The sequence below is a fragment of the Stenotrophomonas sp. 57 genome, from assembly GCF_030291075.1.
Classification (GTDB): Bacteria; Pseudomonadota; Gammaproteobacteria; order Xanthomonadales; family Xanthomonadaceae; genus Stenotrophomonas.
On the sequence record NZ_CP127407.1, the window covers coordinates 3,025,180 to 3,041,672 of the forward strand.

Genomic DNA, 16,493 nt, shown 5'->3' on the forward strand with positions numbered 1-16,493 from the left:
TGGCGACTCCAGAAGTGTGTCAACCAAGGTTGACACCTGCCGGGAACCAGCGCAGTCGATTACTCGGCGCTGACGGCGTCGCCTTCTTCCACGGCCTTCATCGACAGGCGGATACGGCCCTGCTTGTCGACTTCCAGCACCTTGACCTTGACCACATCGCCTTCCTTCAGCACGTCGCCGACCTTCTCGACGCGATCGCTGGAGATCTGCGACACGTGGACCAGACCGTCCTTGCCCGGCAGGATCGTGACGAACGCACCGAAGTCCATGATCTTGGCGACCTTGCCTTCGTAGATGCGGCCCGGCTCGACGTCCGAGGTGATCTGCTCGATGCGGGCCTTGGCGGCCTGGGCAGCGATGGCGTTGACCGACGCGATGACGATGGTGCCGTCGTCCTGGATGTCGATCTGGGTGCCGGTTTCCTTGGTGATGGCCTGGATGGTCGAACCACCCTTGCCGATCACTTCGCGGATCTTGTCCGGGTGGATCTTGATGGTCAGCAGGCGCGGCGCGTAGTCCGACAGCTCTTCACGCGGAGCGGTCAGGCCGTGGGCCATTTCGCCCAGGATGTGCAGACGGCCAGCCTTGGCCTGCTGCAGGGCCTGCTTCATGATCTCTTCGGTGATGCCTTCGATCTTGATGTCCATCTGCAGGGCGGAGATGCCCTCAGCGGTACCGGCCACCTTGAAGTCCATGTCGCCCAGGTGATCTTCGTCACCCAGGATGTCGGACAGGACGACGAAGCGCTCGCCTTCCTTGACCAGGCCCATGGCGATGCCGGCAACCGGCGCCTTCACCGGCACGCCGGCGTCCATCAGGGCCAGCGACGAGCCGCAGACCGAGGCCATCGACGAGGAACCGTTCGACTCGGTGATTTCCGAGACGACGCGGATGGTGTACGGGAACGACTCCAGCGACGGCATGACAGCCAGCACGCCGCGCTTGGCCAGGCGACCGTGGCCGATTTCGCGGCGCTTCGGGCCCATCATGCGGCCGCACTCACCCACCGAGAACGGAGGGAAGTTGTAGTGGAACAGGAAGTTTTCCTTGTACTCACCGGCAACGGCGTCGATGACCTGGCCGTCGCGGGCGGTGCCCAGGGTGATGGTCACGATGGCCTGGGTTTCGCCGCGGGTGAACAGCGAGGAGCCGTGAGTACGCGGCAGCACGCCGGTCTTCACGGTGATCGGGCGGACGGTGTCCAGCGCACGACCGTCGATGCGCACCTTGGTGTCCAGCACCGAGTCACGCATGGTGCGGTATTCCAGCTCGCCGAATTCCTTCGACAGCTCGGCCGGGTTCCAGCCTTCGGCGGCCACGCGGCCTGCCAGGGCTTCGAACACGTCCTTCTTGATTGCCGAGATGGCGTCGCGGCGCTGCAGCTTGTCGCGCACCTGGAAGGCTTCGCCCAGGCGCGGGCCGATGGCTTCCTTCAGGGCGGAGATCAGCGCGTCGTTCTTGGCCGGGGCTTCCCAGGCCGACGGCTTGGTACCGGCTTCGACGGTCAGCTCGTTGATCGCGTTGATGACCTTCTGCATTTCGCGGTGACCAAAGGTCACGGCGCCCAGCATCACTTCTTCGGACAGCAGCGCGGCTTCGGATTCGACCATCAGCACGGCGTTGGAGGTACCGGCGACGACCAGTTCCAGCTGCGAGTCAGCCAGTTCGCTGACGGTCGGGTTCAGGATGTACTCGCCGTTCTTGTAACCGACCTTGGCAGCGCCGATCGGCCCCATGAACGGGGTGCCGGCCAGGGCCAGGGCAGCCGAGGCGCCGATCAGGGCCGGGATGTCACCGTCCACGTCCGGGTTCAGCGACATGACCGTGGCGATGATCTGCACTTCGTTCTTGTAGTCTTCCGGGAACAGCGGGCGGATCGGACGGTCGATCAGACGCGAGATCAGGGTTTCCTTCTCGGTCGCACGGCCTTCACGCTTGAAGAAACCACCCGGAATACGGCCGCCGGCGTAGAACTTTTCCTGATAATCGACGGTCAGCGGGAAGAAGTCCTGGCCTTCGCGCGCGCTCTTGGCGGCGACGGCGGTGACCAGCAGTACGGTGTCGTCCATCTTGACGATGACGGCACCGCTGGCCTGACGGGCGACTTCGCCGGTCTCAAGCGTGACGGTGTGCTTGCCGTACTGGAAGGTTTTGGTGATTTTTGCCACGGAGGGTGTCCTTGGGGATGCTGTCTGCGAATTTGGACCGTCGGCGACCCTTGCCGCCAGCGGGTGACCGGATCGTTCCGGCCTGAATCGGGGATTGCGGTACTACAAAACAAAACCGCGGCGCATCACTGCGCCGCGGGGGATTCGTTGCTTAGCGACGCAGGCCAAGCTTTTCGATCAGGGCCTTGTAACGCTCGACGTCCTTCTTCTTCAGGTAGTCGAGCAGGCTGCGACGGCGGTTGACCATCTGCAGCAGGCCGCGGCGGCTGTGGTGGTCCTTCTTGTGGGTCTTGAAGTGGCCGGTCAGCAGCTCGATGCGGGCGGTCAGCAGGGCCACCTGGACTTCCGGGGAGCCGGTGTCAGCCGAGCTGCGCTTGTTGTCTTCAATGACCTTCTGGGTGTCGATCGACATTTCTTTTTTCTCTGTGATGCGTGGCCGGCAGGAACGCGCTTCGCGCACCGCCAGGCTCGCCGTGGACTACGAGGATGAAACCTGCGCGGAGCAGGCTGCCGGAAAACGGCCGCGAAATTGTAACGGTCGGGGGGCCTCGGAACAAGGTCCGGGGCTGAACCACCCTGCCCCGTTCAGAGGTTGAAGCGGCGCTGCGGGGCCAGCAGCCCGCTGTCATCGACCTGCCCGAGCCCCTGGACAGCATCGTCCGGACCGAACACGGCGACCAGGCCAGGCGGCCAGGACGGGTCGCGCTGGCGCTGGCCGACGCAGAAGCGGTGGGCCTGTTCGGCATCGAGGTCGACCCGCGGGTATTCCGCCAGCCCGGCCGCCAGCGGCAGCAGCAGCGCGTCCATGCCCGCCTCGTCGCCCGCCTCGACCATGGCGCGCAACTGGTCCAGGGTGACCATGGCCGGTTCGCGGAACGGTTCCACCCAGAGCCGGCGCAGCGCGCTGATGTGCGCGCCACAGCCCAGCGCCTCACCCAGGTCGCGGGCCAGGCTGCGGATGTAGGTGCCGGAGCCGCAGGTCACGCGCAGGCGCAGGCGTTCCGGCTGCTGCTCCAGCACCTCGATGGCATGCACCTGGACCTCGCGTTCCGGGGCCTCGATGACATCGCCACGGCGGGCCTTCACATACAGCGGTTCCCCCCCCTGCTTCAGCGCCGAATAGATCGGGGCACGCTGGCGGATGCTGCCGGTCAGCGGCGCCAGCGCGGCCTGCAGCGCTTGGGCACTGATCACCGGCACCGGGCGCTGCAGCAGCACCTGGCCTTCGGCGTCATCGGTATCGGTGGTCTGGCCGAGCACGATCTCGGCGTCGTAGGCCTTGGCCGAGCCGAGCAGCAGGCCGGCGATCTTGGTCGCCTCGCCGAAGCACAGCGGCAGCAGGCCGGTGGCCAGCGGGTCGAGGCTGCCGGTGTGGCCACCCTTCTCGGCGCGGAACAGGCGGCGGGCCACCTGCAGGGCGGCGTTGGAGCTCATGCCGGTCGACTTGTCGAGCAGCAGGATGCCATCCAGGCGGCGGAACTGAATTCGGGTCATGACAGGATGTTGTAGAGCCGAGCCATGCCCGGCTGCCGCAGCGCGGCCGGCACAGGCATCGCGTTGCCGGAATGAAAAGACGCCGGGCATGGGCCCGGCGCTGGCTTATTCTTCGTCGCTCTCGCGACGCTTCTCCGCGGCCAGCGTATCGGGCAGGTCGCGCAGGATGTTGTCGATGTGCTCACCACGGTCGACCGAGTCGTCGTAGTGGAAATGCAGCTCCGGCACGTGGCGCAGCTTCATCGCGCGGGCCAGGTCCATGCGCAGGCGGTAGCCCAGCTCCTTCAGGCCGGCCACGGCTTCAGCCGAACGCTCCGGCATCAGCGCGGTGACGAATACCTTGGCATGGGCCATGTCGCGGGTGATTTCCACGTCGGACACGCTCACCGAGGGCAACCCGTGCTCGCGCACGGCGTTGTGCACCAGGGTGCCGAGTTCACGGCGCAGCTGGGCGGAGACACGGTCGGTTCGATGGAAAGTCTTGGGCACGCGGTCAGGCTCTTGATTTGAATGTGACCCGACCAAGGTCGGGCCCTACCAGGGAAGGCGGCCCGACCAAGGTCGGGCCCCACCAGGGTGGCGGACCGGTCCGCGAGGACCGGCCCCTTGCAGCATTACAGGGTGCGCGGCACTTCGATACGCTCGAAGCACTCGATCTGGTCACCCGGCTTGACGTCGTTGTAGGCCTTCACCGCGATACCGCATTCGGTACCGTTGCGGACTTCCTCGACGTTTTCCTTGAAGCGGCGCAGCGATTCCAGCTCGCCCTCGAAGATCACCACGCTGTCGCGCAGCACGCGGATCGGCTTGTTGCGCTTGACCACGCCCTCGATGACCATCGAGCCGGCAACCGCACCCAGCTTGGAGCTGCGGAAGACGTCGCGGACCTCGGCGATACCGATGATCTCTTCGCGGATCTCCACGCCCAGCAGACCGGAGGCCACCTGCTTCACCTGGTCGATCACGTCATAGATGATCGAGAAGTAACGCAGGTCCACACCATTGGATTCGATGATGCGACGGGCCGAAGCATCCGCACGCACGTTGAAGCCGATGACGGTGGCCTTCGAAGCGGCCGCCGAGTTGGCGTCCGATTCGGTGATGCCGCCCACGCCGGAGTGGATCACGTTGATGCGGATGTCGTCGTTGGACAGCGCGACCAGTGCCTGGCTCAGGGCCTGCACCGAACCCTGCACGTCGGCCTTGATGACCAGGTTGAGGACCTGCTGGCCCTCGCCCTTGCCCAAGGTCGCCATGATGTCTTCCATGCGGCTGCCCGCAGTGGCCACCAGGCGCGATTCACGGCGCTTGGTCTCACGCTGCTGGGCAACGTCCTTGGCCAGGCGCTCGTCCTCGACGACCACGAAGTCGTCACCGGCTTCCGGCACGCCGGACAGGCCCAGGACCTGCACCGGGATGGACGGGCCGGCGAACTCCGGCTGCTTGCCGGTTTCGTCGAACAGCGCACGCACGCGGCCGTACTGGATGCCGCACACCAGGTAGTCGCCCTTCTTCAGACGACCCTGCTGCACCAGCACGGTCGCGACCGGGCCGCGGCCCTTGTCCAGCGACGATTCGATCACCACGCCCGAGGCGCGGCCTTCGTCGACGGCCTTCAGTTCCAGCAGTTCGGCCTGGATCGAGATGGCGTCCAGCAGGTCGTCGATGCCCAGGCCGGTCTTGGCCGAGATCTCCACCATCTGGGTGTCACCACCGAAGTCTTCGGCCACGACCTGCTCGGACAGCAGTTCGTTCTTGACCCGCATCGGGTCGGCGTCGGACTTGTCGATCTTGTTGATCGCCACGATCAGCGGCACACCCGCCGAACGGGCGTGCTGGATCGCTTCCTTGGTCTGCGGCATGACGCCGTCATCGGCGGCCACGACCAGCACCACGATGTCGGTCAGCTTGGCACCGCGGGCACGCATCGAGGTGAAGGCAGCATGGCCCGGGGTATCCAGGAAGCTGATCACGCCCTTCGGCGTATCCACGTGGTAGGCACCGATGTGCTGGGTAATGCCGCCGGCTTCGCCAGTGGCGACCTTGGTACGGCGGATGTAATCCAGCAGCGAGGTCTTGCCGTGGTCGACGTGGCCCATGATGGTGACCACCGGCGGACGCTGGGTGGCTTCGCCCTGGTTTTCACCGGTCGAGGCCAGCAGTGCGTCTTCGGCATCGTTGTCATTGGCACGGATCGCCTTGTGGCCGAGTTCCTCGGTCACCAGCGCGGCGGTGTCATGGTCAATGGACTGGGTGATGGTGGCCATCACGCCCATCTTGAACAGCGCCTTGACCACCTCGCCGCCCTTCAGCGCGAGCTTCTGCGCCAGGTCGGCCACGGTGATCGTGTCGCCGATCGCCACTTCACGCACGACCGGTGCGGTCGGGCGCTCGAAGGCGTGCGGACCGGCATTGTTGCCGCCGCGCGACATGTCGCGACGGCCACCGGCCTGGTTGCGGCCACCCGGACGACCCCGGGTGTTGCTGTTGTTGCTGTTGCCACGACGCGCGCGGTCGGCAGCCGACAGGTGCATCTGGCCGGCGAAACGGTCGCCCGGGCCACGCTCGTTGCGCGGCGCGCTGCGGTTGTTGCGGTCGTCGTTGCGCGGCGGCGGCGCACTGCGCGGCGCAGCCGGAGCAGCGGCCGGCGTGCGCGGCGGACGCGGCGCGGTTTCATCGATCGGGGCGCGCTTGGGCTTGGTGGCAGCCAGTGCCTCGGCAGCCTTTGCGGCGGCCGCAGCTTCCTCGGCAGCCTTCTTCTCGGCCTCTGCGCGCTCCTTGGCCGCAATCTCTTCCTCACGGGCACGGACGATGGCTTCGTCGCGCAGACGATCCTTCTCGGCCAGGGCCTGCTGTTCGGCGAGGTTGCGGGCGCGCGACTCTTCCAGCTTGCGCAGGATGTCGGCGCGCTCTTCGTCCGGCGTCATGGCGCGCGCACCATCCTTGACGTAGGTGCGCTTCTGGCGCACCTCGACATTCACGGTCGTCTTGCTGCGACCGGAATTGACCGTCACTTCCTGCTGCTTCCGGCGGTTGAGCGTGATCTTCTTTGCAGACTGATCGGTCTCTTCCGGGGCCTGCTCGGGCTTGCCGTGCGAACGACGAAGGAAGCCCAGGAGCTTCACCTTCTCGGAGCTGGTCACGACCTGGTCGGGGCCGCTGAACTTCATGCCGGCACCGGCCAGCTGTTCCAGCAGTTTTTCGACCGGCGTGTTGACCAGTTCGGCAAGCTTGCGGATGGTGGTTTGCTGCGACATTCGGATCCTATGATCTTGTGGGCGCCCCCCCGCATCTGGAGGTGGCGCGGATTCTACGCCCTGAGCGGCTCAGGGCCCTGTTCATTGCCGGCTCATTCGCCGCGTTCCAGTCGGGCGATCTCTTCGGCACGGGCGGCCAGGATCAGCGCAGCGGCGCGCGCCTGATCCAGTCCTTCGATGCCGAAGTCCATGACCTCGTCGGCGGCCAGGTCGGACAGGTCCTCGCTGGTACGCACGCCGTGGCCGGCCAGCGCATACGCGGTGGCTTCGTCCATGCCCTTCAGGGACAGCAGGTCCTGCGCCGGCTGGCCGTCTTCAAGGCCTTCTTCGACTGCCAGGGCCTCATTGAGCAGCGCATCGCGGGCACGAGCGCGCAGCTCTTCGACGATGTCTTCGTCGAAACCTTCCACGGCCAGCAGTTCGCCGACCGGGACATAAGCGATTTCCTCGACGGTGCCGAAGCCTTCGCTGACCAGGATGCCGGCGATCTCTTCGTCCACTTCCAGCTTGTCCATGAACAGCTGGCGGGCCGACGCCTGCTCGGCTTCCGACTTGGCGGTGACCTGGTCCTGGGTCATCACGTTGAGCTGCCAACCGGTCAGGCGGCTGGCCAGGCGCACGTTCTGGCCGCCCTTGCCGATCGCCTGGGCCAGGCGATCTTCAGCGACAGCCAGGTCCATCGAGTGCTTGTCTTCATCGACGATGATCGACTGCACTTCGGCCGGCGCCATCGCGTTGATGACGAAGTTGGCCGGGTTGTCGTTCCACAGCACGATGTCCACGCGCTCGCCATTGAGCTCGTTGGACACGGCCTGCACGCGCGAACCGCGCATGCCGATGCAGGCGCCGATCGGATCGGTGCGCTGGTCGTGGGCGAGCACGGCGATCTTGGCGCGGTCGCCCGGATCGCGGGCACAGGCCTTGATTTCCACCAGGCCCTGGCCGACTTCCGGCACTTCCAGCTTGAACAGCTCGATCATGAATTCCGGGGCGGCGCGGCTGATGAACAGCTGCGGGCCACGCGGTTCCGAACGCACTTCGGCCAGGTAGCCGCGCACGCGGTCACCGGCGCGCAGCACGTCGCGCGGAATGCCCTTGTCTTTCGGAATGAAACCTTCGGCGTTGCCACCGAGGTCGACGTAGATGTTGCCGCGCTCTGCGCGCTTGACCACGCCGGTGATCAGCTCACCCACGCGATCCTTCCACGCATCCACGACCTGCTGGCGCTCGGCTTCGCGCACGCGCTGGACGATGACCTGCTTGGCGGCCTGGGCAGCGATGCGGCCGAAGTCCGGGTTCTCGATCTGCTCTTCGATGTAGTCGCCGACGTCCACGCCTTCGGCTTCATCGACGGCGTCCATCAGGCGGATCTGGCGATCCGGCGACTCCATGACCACGTCATCGGCCACCACTTCCCAGCGGCGGTAGGTTTCGTAGCTGCCATCCTTGTGGTCGATGACCACGCGGGTCAGCACTTCCTCGTCGGGATAGCGCTTCTTCGCTGCCGAGGCCAGGGCGGCCTCGATGGCATCGAAGATCACTTCACGCGGCACGCCCTTCTCGTTGGCGACCGCGTCGACTACCAGCAACAGTTCCTTGCTCATTGGCTCACTCCGCGCGCGGCTTCTTTGCCGCCGGCTCGTTGGAAGAAGAATTCGTCTTCGGCTTCGGACGCTTCGGTGCCGGACCGGTCGGCTTGCTCGGGGCCAGCCCCAGCGCCACCCAGTCGGGCATGATGCGTGCCTTGTCGATGTTGTCGGCCGACACCACCACTTCGGTCTTGTCGACGATGAAGGTGATGGTGCCAGCGGCCTCGTCGGTCGCCTCGATACGGCCCTGCAGGCGACGACGGTTGTCCTGCGGCAGCTTCAGCGTGACCTTGGCCGATTCACCCTGGTGGCGGGCGAACTGCTCCAGGTTGAAAAGCGGGCGATCCACGCCCGGCGAGGACACTTCCAGCGTGTAGTTGCCGCTGATCGGGTCCTCGACGTCCAGCTGCGCCGACACTTCGCGGCTGACCCGCTCGCAGTCGTCGACATTGATGATGCGCTCGGGCTGTTCAGCCAGCGGCACGTCGATGTAAAGGCGCAGGGTCGCACCGCCGGGGGCCGGCAGATACTCAACGCCCAGCAGCTCCAGGCCCAGCGACACAACGGTCGGGGCGAGCAGATTCGCGATGTCGGTTGCCTTGTCGCTCACAGCCTGCCTTGATCTCTTGGTTGGGTGCCGGCCTTGGCCGGCGTGAAAACATGACGCCCCGGAAACGACAAAGGGCCCGCTGGGCCCCTTTTCCGGAAAGACTCCGGTGACTGGATTCCGGTTGCAACCTGCAGTGCCTGCCGGTTGCGGCCCTCCTTCCGGGTCCGGACTCCCGCCGGGAGGCCGCCTTCAGGGGTACTGCTAGGTCGCTGATGATAGCGGCTGCACCGCGCTGGTGCAAGGTGCGGGGCCGGCGGTCAAACCCCTTTCCGCAGGAAAGGGGTCTGACCCCGATCGGACGGAAACGACGCATAACCCAAAGAAAAACGCCCTCGAAGCAGGACTTCGAAGGCGATCTCTTTACTTGGTAGCGGGGGCAGGATTTGAACCTGCGACCTTCGGGTTATGAGCCCGACGAGCTGCCAGACTGCTCCACCCCGCATCAGAAGCGGAATTATGAGCGATAACTTCAAAACATGCAAGCTTTCCCTCATTCATCAGACCGGTTGGCGCCGGTTCGATGTTGGTAGCGGGGGCAGGATTTGAACCTGCGACCTTCGGGTTATGAGCCCGACGAGCTGCCAGACTGCTCCACCCCGCACCGGAAGTGTTTGAACTGCTGCCCTGCTCTTTCGAGGAGGGCTACCGCAACGATGTTCTGGCTGAACCGCTGCAGTGACAACTCAGGCTGCGCATATTACACGAATCACGCAGCTTTGTGTCAACTTTTATGCAAGATGCGCAAATGCCTGCTGGCACCAGACCATGATCGGGTTCCAGGCCAGGCCCAGCGCCAGCAGCGCCAGCGCGTTCACGCCCAGCACCAGGCCCAGCACGCGGTCGTTGCTGCGCGGCATGGCCTCGCCCACCGGCTCATCGAAGTACATGACCTTGATGACGCGCAGGTAGTAGAAGCAGCCGACCACGGCGCACAGCACGCCGAGGATGGCCAGCCACAGCAGGCCGCCATTGACGGCCGCGCCCAGCACCGCCAGCTTGGTCCAGAAGCCCAGGAACGGCGGGATGCCGGCCAGCGACGCCATGATGCAGAGCACCAGGCCGGCCATCCACGGGTTGCGGGCATTGAGGCCCTTGAAGTCCTCGATGTTCTCGGCTTCAAAGCCGGCACGCGACAGCGCGATGATCGCGCCGAAGGCGGCGGTGGACATGATGGCGTAGGCCAGTGCGTAGAAAAGCGCTGCGGCATAGCCCTGCGCGCCACCACCGGCGATGCCCATCAGCAGGAAGCCGATGTGCGAGACGGTGGAGAACGCCAGCATGCGCTTGAGGTTGCTCTGCGCGATGGCCATCAGGTTGCCGACGACCAGCGAGACCGCGGCCAGGCCGGCGATCAGCAGCTGCAGTTCGGTCGACAGCGGACCGACGCCCATCTCCAGCAGGCGGTAGGCCATGCCGAAAGCGGCCAGCTTCGGCGCCGAGCTGATGAACAGCGCGATCGGTGCCGGGGCACCCTGGTACACGTCCGGCAGCCACATGTGGAACGGCGCGGCACCCAGCTTGAAGGCAACACCGGCGATCATGAACACCGCACCGGTGATCAGCAGCACGCGCTCTTCCGAGTGCGGGATGGCGTCACGGATGACGTCCAGGTGCAGGCTGCCGGTGGCGCCGTAGATCAGCGACATGCCGTACAGCAGCAGGCCCGAGGCCAGCGAACCCAGCACGATGTACTTCATCGCCGCTTCCGAGGCCAGGCCGTTCTCGCGGTTGCTGGCGACCAGGGCGTAGGAGCACAGCGCCAGCAGTTCCAGGCCCAGGTAGACCATCAGCAGGCTGCCGGCCGATACCAGGATCATCATGCCGGCGGTGCCGAACAGGATCAGTACCGGGATCTCGCCCTGGAACAGGTTGCGGTCACGCAGGTAACGCCAGCCATAGACCAGGGTCAGGCCGCTGAGCAGCACGATCCCGGTCTTCATCACGTCCGCGGCGGTATCGCGTACGAACATGCCATGGAAGACCTCGCCCTGCCCGCCCACGCCGGTGGCCAGCATGAACAGCACCACGGCCAGCGCAGCGAGCGAGAACAGGTGGGTGACGATCTTGTTCCGGTTGCTGACGAACAGGTCGAGGATCATCAGGGCGAAGGCGCTGCCGATCAGCACCAGCTCGGGAGCGAGCGGTGGCAGGTCAGCGGCGGTCAATGGCAGCAGCGGCGAGGTGGTCATCATCAAATCCTGGAATTACAGCAGCTTGCTGGATGCGATCTGCATCGCCAGCTTCGCGATCGAGGGCTCCATCAGGTCGGTCAGCGGCTTGGGGTAGATGCCCAGCGCCAGCACGCCGATGGCGAACACGCCCAGCACCAGCCATTCGCGGCCGTTGATGTCCTTCAGTTCGGCCACGTGGCTGTTGGCCACTTCGCCGAAGAAGATGCGCTTGTACAGCCACAGGGTGTAGGCGGCACCGATGATCAGGGTGGTGGCCGCGCCCAGTGCGATCCACGGATTACGCTGGAAGGCCGACAGGATGACCATGAACTCACCGACGAAACCGCTGGTGCCCGGCAGGCCGGCATTGGCCATGAAGAACAGCATGGCGAAGGTGGCGAACCACGGCATCACGTTGACCACGCCGCCGTAATCGGCGATGCGGCGGCTGTGCATGCGGTCGTACAGCACGCCGACGCAGGAGAACATCGCACCGGACACGAAGCCGTGCGAGATCATCTGCACCATGGCGCCCTGCAGGCCCAGGCGGGCAGCATCGGCGTTGCCGGCTTCGCGCACCAGCCACAGGGCGATGAAGGTGCCCAGGGTGACGAAGCCCATGTGCGCGATCGACGAATAGGCGATCAGCTTCTTCATGTCGTCCTGCACCAGAGCGACCAAGCCGACGTAGATCACCGCGATCAGCGACAGCGCGATCACCAGCCAGGCCCATTCCTGCGACGCGTCCGGTACGATCGGCAGGTTGAAGCGCAGGAAGCCGTAGCCACCGATCTTCAGGGCGATGGCGGCCAGGATTACCGAACCGGCGGTCGGTGCTTCGACGTGCGCATCCGGCAGCCAGGTGTGCACCGGGAACATCGGCACCTTGACCGCGAAGGCGATCAGGAAGGCGAAGAAGATCCAGGTCTGTTCCTTGGCCGACAGCGGCAGCGCGTACAGGTCGGCCAGCTGGAAGCTGCCGCCCTTCATGTACAGGTAGATCAGCGCCACCAGCATCAGCACCGAGCCGAGGAAGGTGTACAGGAAGAACTTCAGTGCCGCGTAGATGCGGCGCGGGCCGCCCCAGACACCGATGATCAGGAACATCGGGATCAGCATGGCTTCGAAGAACACGTAGAACAGCATCGCGTCCGTCGCAGCGAAGATGCCGACGGTGACACCTTCCAGGATCAGGAAGGCCGCCACGTACTGGTTCACGCGCTTGTCGATGGCGCTCCAGGCGCCGATCAGGGCAAGCACGCTGACCAGGGTGGTCAGCAGGATCAGCGCCACGGCAATGCCGTCCACGCCCAGGTTGTAGCCGATCTTGTACGCCGGGATCCAGGCATGGGTCTCGACGAACTGCAGGCCGTCGACGCCCGCGTTGTAGCCGCTCAGCAGCGAGAGGCTTGCAACGAAGGTGAGCACCGCGACGCCCAGCGACGCCCAGCGGGCGGTCTGCGCATCACGGATCGCAAGGATCAGGGCACCACCGATGATCGGCAGCCAGATGAGGACACTGAGTAGAGGCCAGTTCGACACGTCTTCTTATTCCGTACAGGTCATCAACGCAGGTAATGCATCAGCACGCCCAGCAGGGCAATCAGGCCGATGATCATCGCGAAGGCGTAGTGATAGAGGAAACCGGATTGGGTACGACGCAGCACGCCGGCTGCAACGTCCACAACACGTGCCGAGAGATTGACCACGCCGTCGACGATGTTGCTGTCGATCCAGCGCGAGACCTTGCCCAGCTTGACGCTGCCGCCGGCAAAGCCATCGATCCACAGCTTGTCGAAGCCGTACTTGTTTTCCAGCACCGAAACGATCGGGGCGAAGGTCTTGCGCGCCTTGCCCGACAGGTCCGGCTTCCACAGGTAGAACAGCGCGGCCAGCAGGAAGCCCGCCAGGGTCAGCCAGAACGGCGGCAGCATCATGCCGTGCAGCGCGAACGCGACCGGACCATGGAACTCTTCACCCAGGAACGCGACGGTGTTCTTGGCCGGATCGTAGAAGTCGACGATGCCGGTGAAGAACGTCTGTGCCTGGCCCTTGATCGCCTCGTGCGCATGGTTGCCAGCCCAGTCGGTGCCATGCAGCATCGGACCGATGCTGAAGAAACCGATGGCGATCGACGGGATGGCCAGCAGGATCAGCGGCAGGGTCACCACCCACGGCGTTTCGTGCGGCTCATGCGGACCGTGGCCATGGCCGTGGTCGTCATGGGCATCGCCGTGGTGGGCGTCGGCATGGTGCGCGTCGGCGGCGCGATGATCGTCATGACCATGATCGTCATGCGCATCGCGGAAGCGTTCCTTGCCATGGAAGGTCATGAACAGCAGGCGGAAGCTGTAGAAGCTGGTCACCAGCACGCCACCCAGCACCGCCCAGTAGCCATAGGTGGCCACCCAGCTGTTCTGCATGTGGGCGTGGATCTCGGCCGCCTCGATGATGGTGTCCTTCGAGTAGAAGCCGGAGAAGAACGGCGTACCGACGAGGGCCAGCGTACCGATCCACATGGTGATGAAGGTGATCGGCATGTACTTGCGCAGGCCGCCCATCTTGCGCATGTCCTGCTCGTGGTGCATCGCGATGATGACCGAGCCGGCGCCCAGGAACAGCAGGGCCTTGAAAAAGGCGTGGGTCATCAGGTGGAACACGGCGGCCGAGTAGGCCGACACGCCCAGGGCGACGGTCATGTAGCCCAGCTGCGACAGCGTGGAGTACGCGACAACGCGCTTGATGTCGTTCTGCACAATGCCGATCAGGCCGGTGAAGAACGCGGTGGTGGCACCGATGAACAGCACGAAGTTCAGCGCGGTCTGCGACAGCTCGAACAGCGGCGACATGCGGGTGACCATGAAGATACCGGCGGTCACCATCGTCGCGGCGTGGATCAGTGCCGAGATCGGGGTCGGGCCTTCCATCGAGTCCGGCAGCCACACATGCAGCGGGACCTGGGCCGACTTGCCCATGGCGCCGATGAACAGACAGATGCAGATGACGGTGGCGATCGACCAGATCACCGGCTCGTTCAGCAGCTGCATGCCCAGGATCGTGCCGTCCCAGATCTGCAGCTGGGCGCGCGGGTCAGCCAGCATGCCCGCCTGCGAGAACACCTGCGAGTAATCCAGGGTACCGAACACCCACAGCACGCCGGCGATGCCCAGCAGGAAGCCGAAGTCGCCGACGCGGTTGACCAGGAACGCCTTCATGTTGGCGAAGATCGCAGTCGGGCGCTTGAACCAGAAGCCGATCAGCAGGTACGACACCAGGCCCACCGCTTCCCAGCCGAAGAACAGCTGCAGGAAGTTGTTGCTCATCACCAGGGTGAGCATCGAGAAGGTGAACAGCGAGATGTAGCTGAAGAACCGCTGGTAGCCCGGGTCGTCCTGCATGTAGCCGATCGTGTAGATGTGGACCAGCAGCGACACGAAGGTCACCACCACCATCATCATCGCGGTCAGCTTGTCGACCATGAAGCCGACGTGGGCCGAGTACTGGCCAACCTCGAAGAACGTATAGATGTTCTGGTTGAACGGCTGCGCGCCGCCCCACATCAGCTGGTAGAACGTGTACATCGACAGGCCGCAGGCTACCGCGACGCCGAGGATGGTGATGGTCTGCGCGCCGAAGCGCTTGACCTGGCGACCGAACAGGCCGGCGATGATGCTGCCGAACAGCGGTGCAAGCACCACTGCGATCAACAGACTCTTGGAGAGAGTGATTTCCATCTGTGGATCAGCCCTTCAACGAATCGACTTCGCCGACATTGATCGTGCGGCGGGTACGGAACAGGGTCACCAGGATCGCCAGGCCGATGGCGGCTTCCGCGGCGGCGACGGTCAGGATGAAGAACACGAACAGCTGGCCGGACGGATCGCCCAGCTGACGCGAGAAGCCGACGAAGTTGATGTTCACCGACAGCAGCATCAGTTCGATCGACATCAGCAGGACGATGACGTTCTTCCGGTTGAGGAAGATGCCGGCCAGGCTGATGGCGAACAGCACCGCGCCCAGCGCGAGGATGTGGCCCAGAGTGATCATGCCTTGGTCTCCTCTTCGCCCGCGGCCGGAGTGGTGTTGCTGTGGATCACCGGCTGTTCGGCATCCATCTTGACCATGCGCAGGCGCTGGTCGGCCTTGACCATGGTCTGCTCGCCCGGGTTCTGGCTCTTCACGCCGGTGCGGCGACGCAGGGTCAGCATCACGGCGGCGACCACGGCCACGGTCAGGATGACGGCGGCGAACTCGAACGGCAGCAGGTATTCGGTGAACAGCGTGCGCGCCAGCCAGGTGATGTTGGAGGTGTCGGCGGCGATCGCGGCGGCGTTGTCGGCCGGGAACGGATTGACCGCCCTGCCCTTCACGCCGATCAGGATCAGCATCTGCACCAGCATCGCCACGGCCACGATCAGGCCGACCGGCAGGTAGCGCACCCAGCCTTCACGCATCTTGGTGGGGTCGATGTCCAGCATCATCACCACGAACAGGAACAGCACCATCACCGCGCCGACGTAGACCAGCACCAGCGCCACGCCAAGGAACTCGGCGCCCACCAGCAGCCACACGCAGGCAATGGAGAAGAAGGTCAGCACCAGGCACAGCACGGCGTGCACCGGGTTGCGCACGCTGATCACCGCACCGGCCGAAACCGTTGCCGCGATGGCGAACACCCAGAAAGCGATATTTACCCAATCCATCTCTCGACCTCAGCGGTAAGCGGCATCGGCGGCACGACGCTCGGCGATCTCGTTTTCGAGACGATCGCCAAGGGCCAGCAGCTGCGGCTTGGTAACGATGTTTTCGCCACGGTTCTCGAAGTGGTACTCGAGGATGTGGGTTTCGACGATCGAGTCCACCGGGCAGCTTTCTTCGCAGAAGCCGCAGAAGATGCACTTGAACAGGTCGATGTCGTAGCGGGTGGTACGGCGGGTGCCGTCCTCGCGCTTGGCCGAGTCGATGGTGATGGCCAGGGCCGGGCACACCGCTTCGCACAGCTTGCAGGCAATGCAGCGCTCTTCGCCGTTGGGATAACGGCGCAGTGCGTGCAGGCCACGGAAGCGCGGCGACTGCGGGAACTTCTCCATCGGGTACATCATCGTGTACTTCGGCTTGAAGCTGTACTTCAGCGTCAGCCAAAGGCCGGCCAGCAGTTCGAGCAGCAGCAGGCTCTTGAAGTAATGGGTAATCCTGTTCATCAC

General features: G+C 64.7%; 13 protein-coding genes and 2 tRNA genes. All 15 read right to left on the bottom strand.

Annotated features, from left to right (window positions below):
* Positions 1 to 59: 59 nt before the first annotated feature.
* The 15 genes from pnp to nuoI all read right to left on the bottom strand — a co-directional run bounded on the left by pnp (position 60) and on the right by nuoI (position 16,490).
* Positions 60 to 2,168: a polyribonucleotide nucleotidyltransferase gene (gene pnp, locus QP512_RS14075; RefSeq protein WP_286069218.1), complete on the bottom strand. Its 2,109-nt coding sequence runs from the start codon at positions 2,166 to 2,168 to the stop codon at positions 60 to 62.
* Between the two features lie 151 nt (positions 2,169 to 2,319).
* Complete coding sequence (gene rpsO, locus QP512_RS14080) at positions 2,320 to 2,580, bottom strand: 30S ribosomal protein S15 (protein WP_005410445.1); 261 nt, start codon at positions 2,578 to 2,580, stop codon at positions 2,320 to 2,322.
* A gap of 173 nt (positions 2,581 to 2,753) precedes the next feature.
* A complete protein-coding gene (gene truB / locus QP512_RS14085) occupies positions 2,754 to 3,662 on the bottom strand; it encodes a tRNA pseudouridine(55) synthase TruB (protein WP_286069219.1) in 909 nt (302 codons plus the stop codon).
* Positions 3,663 to 3,767: 105 nt separating this feature from the next.
* A complete protein-coding gene (gene rbfA / locus QP512_RS14090) occupies positions 3,768 to 4,151 on the bottom strand; it encodes a 30S ribosome-binding factor RbfA (RefSeq protein ID WP_005410447.1) in 384 nt (127 codons plus the stop codon).
* A 125-nt stretch (positions 4,152 to 4,276) separates the two neighbouring features.
* A complete protein-coding gene (gene infB / locus QP512_RS14095; RefSeq protein ID WP_286069221.1) occupies positions 4,277 to 6,919 on the bottom strand; it encodes a translation initiation factor IF-2 in 2,643 nt (880 codons plus the stop codon).
* Between the two features lie 92 nt (positions 6,920 to 7,011).
* Positions 7,012 to 8,523 (bottom strand): transcription termination factor NusA, encoded by a 1,512-nt coding sequence (gene nusA / locus QP512_RS14100; protein ID WP_006458580.1) that lies wholly within the window; start codon positions 8,521 to 8,523, stop codon positions 7,012 to 7,014.
* Between the two features lie 4 nt (positions 8,524 to 8,527).
* Positions 8,528 to 9,118 (bottom strand): ribosome maturation factor RimP, encoded by a 591-nt coding sequence (gene rimP / locus QP512_RS14105; protein ID WP_286069223.1) that lies wholly within the window; start codon positions 9,116 to 9,118, stop codon positions 8,528 to 8,530.
* Between the two features lie 365 nt (positions 9,119 to 9,483).
* Positions 9,484 to 9,560, bottom strand: a tRNA-Met gene (locus QP512_RS14110).
* 82 nt (positions 9,561 to 9,642) lie between these two features.
* A tRNA-Met gene (locus QP512_RS14115) sits at positions 9,643 to 9,719 on the bottom strand.
* A 127-nt stretch (positions 9,720 to 9,846) separates the two neighbouring features.
* Positions 9,847 to 11,307 carry an NADH-quinone oxidoreductase subunit NuoN gene (gene nuoN, locus QP512_RS14120; protein ID WP_286069224.1) on the bottom strand — a complete coding sequence of 487 codons (1,461 nt, stop codon included), beginning with the start codon at positions 11,305 to 11,307 and terminating at the stop codon, positions 9,847 to 9,849.
* Positions 11,308 to 11,322: 15 nt separating this feature from the next.
* Positions 11,323 to 12,831, bottom strand: coding sequence for an NADH-quinone oxidoreductase subunit M (locus QP512_RS14125; RefSeq protein ID WP_019660580.1), 1,509 nt, complete (start codon positions 12,829 to 12,831; stop codon positions 11,323 to 11,325).
* Positions 12,832 to 12,854: 23 nt separating this feature from the next.
* Positions 12,855 to 15,023, bottom strand: a complete 2,169-nt coding sequence (nuoL, locus tag QP512_RS14130) for an NADH-quinone oxidoreductase subunit L (RefSeq protein ID WP_286069225.1) — start codon at positions 15,021 to 15,023, stop codon at positions 12,855 to 12,857.
* Between the two features lie 7 nt (positions 15,024 to 15,030).
* Positions 15,031 to 15,336: an NADH-quinone oxidoreductase subunit NuoK gene (nuoK, locus tag QP512_RS14135; RefSeq protein ID WP_005417921.1), complete on the bottom strand. Its 306-nt coding sequence runs from the start codon at positions 15,334 to 15,336 to the stop codon at positions 15,031 to 15,033.
* Positions 15,333 to 15,992 carry an NADH-quinone oxidoreductase subunit J gene (locus QP512_RS14140; RefSeq protein ID WP_286069226.1) on the bottom strand — a complete coding sequence of 220 codons (660 nt, stop codon included), beginning with the start codon at positions 15,990 to 15,992 and terminating at the stop codon, positions 15,333 to 15,335. Before QP512_RS14140 ends, nuoK begins: the two co-directional genes overlap by 4 nt.
* Positions 15,993 to 16,001: 9 nt before the next feature.
* Positions 16,002 to 16,490 carry an NADH-quinone oxidoreductase subunit NuoI gene (gene nuoI / locus QP512_RS14145; protein ID WP_005410456.1) on the bottom strand — a complete coding sequence of 163 codons (489 nt, stop codon included), beginning with the start codon at positions 16,488 to 16,490 and terminating at the stop codon, positions 16,002 to 16,004.
* Positions 16,491 to 16,493 lie beyond the last annotated feature (3 nt).

Bases quoted from the DNA above. Each gene is read 5' to 3' on its own strand.
- nuoL (WP_286069225.1), bottom strand. From the start codon at position 15,023: ATGGAAATCACTCTCTCCAAGAGTCTGTTGATCGCAGTGGTGCTTGCA.
- nuoN (WP_286069224.1), bottom strand. From the start codon at position 11,307: ATGACCACCTCGCCGCTGCTGCCATTGACCGCCGCTGACCTGCCACCG.
- nusA (WP_006458580.1), bottom strand. From the start codon at position 8,523: ATGAGCAAGGAACTGTTGCTGGTAGTCGACGCGGTCGCCAACGAGAAG.
- rpsO (WP_005410445.1), bottom strand. From the start codon at position 2,580: ATGTCGATCGACACCCAGAAGGTCATTGAAGACAACAAGCGCAGCTCG.
- nuoI (WP_005410456.1), bottom strand. From the start codon at position 16,490: ATGAACAGGATTACCCATTACTTCAAGAGCCTGCTGCTGCTCGAACTG.
- nuoK (WP_005417921.1), bottom strand. From the start codon at position 15,336: ATGATCACTCTGGGCCACATCCTCGCGCTGGGCGCGGTGCTGTTCGCC.
- infB (WP_286069221.1), bottom strand. From the start codon at position 6,919: ATGTCGCAGCAAACCACCATCCGCAAGCTTGCCGAACTGGTCAACACG.
- truB (WP_286069219.1), bottom strand. From the start codon at position 3,662: ATGACCCGAATTCAGTTCCGCCGCCTGGATGGCATCCTGCTGCTCGAC.
- QP512_RS14140 (WP_286069226.1), bottom strand. From the start codon at position 15,992: ATGGATTGGGTAAATATCGCTTTCTGGGTGTTCGCCATCGCGGCAACG.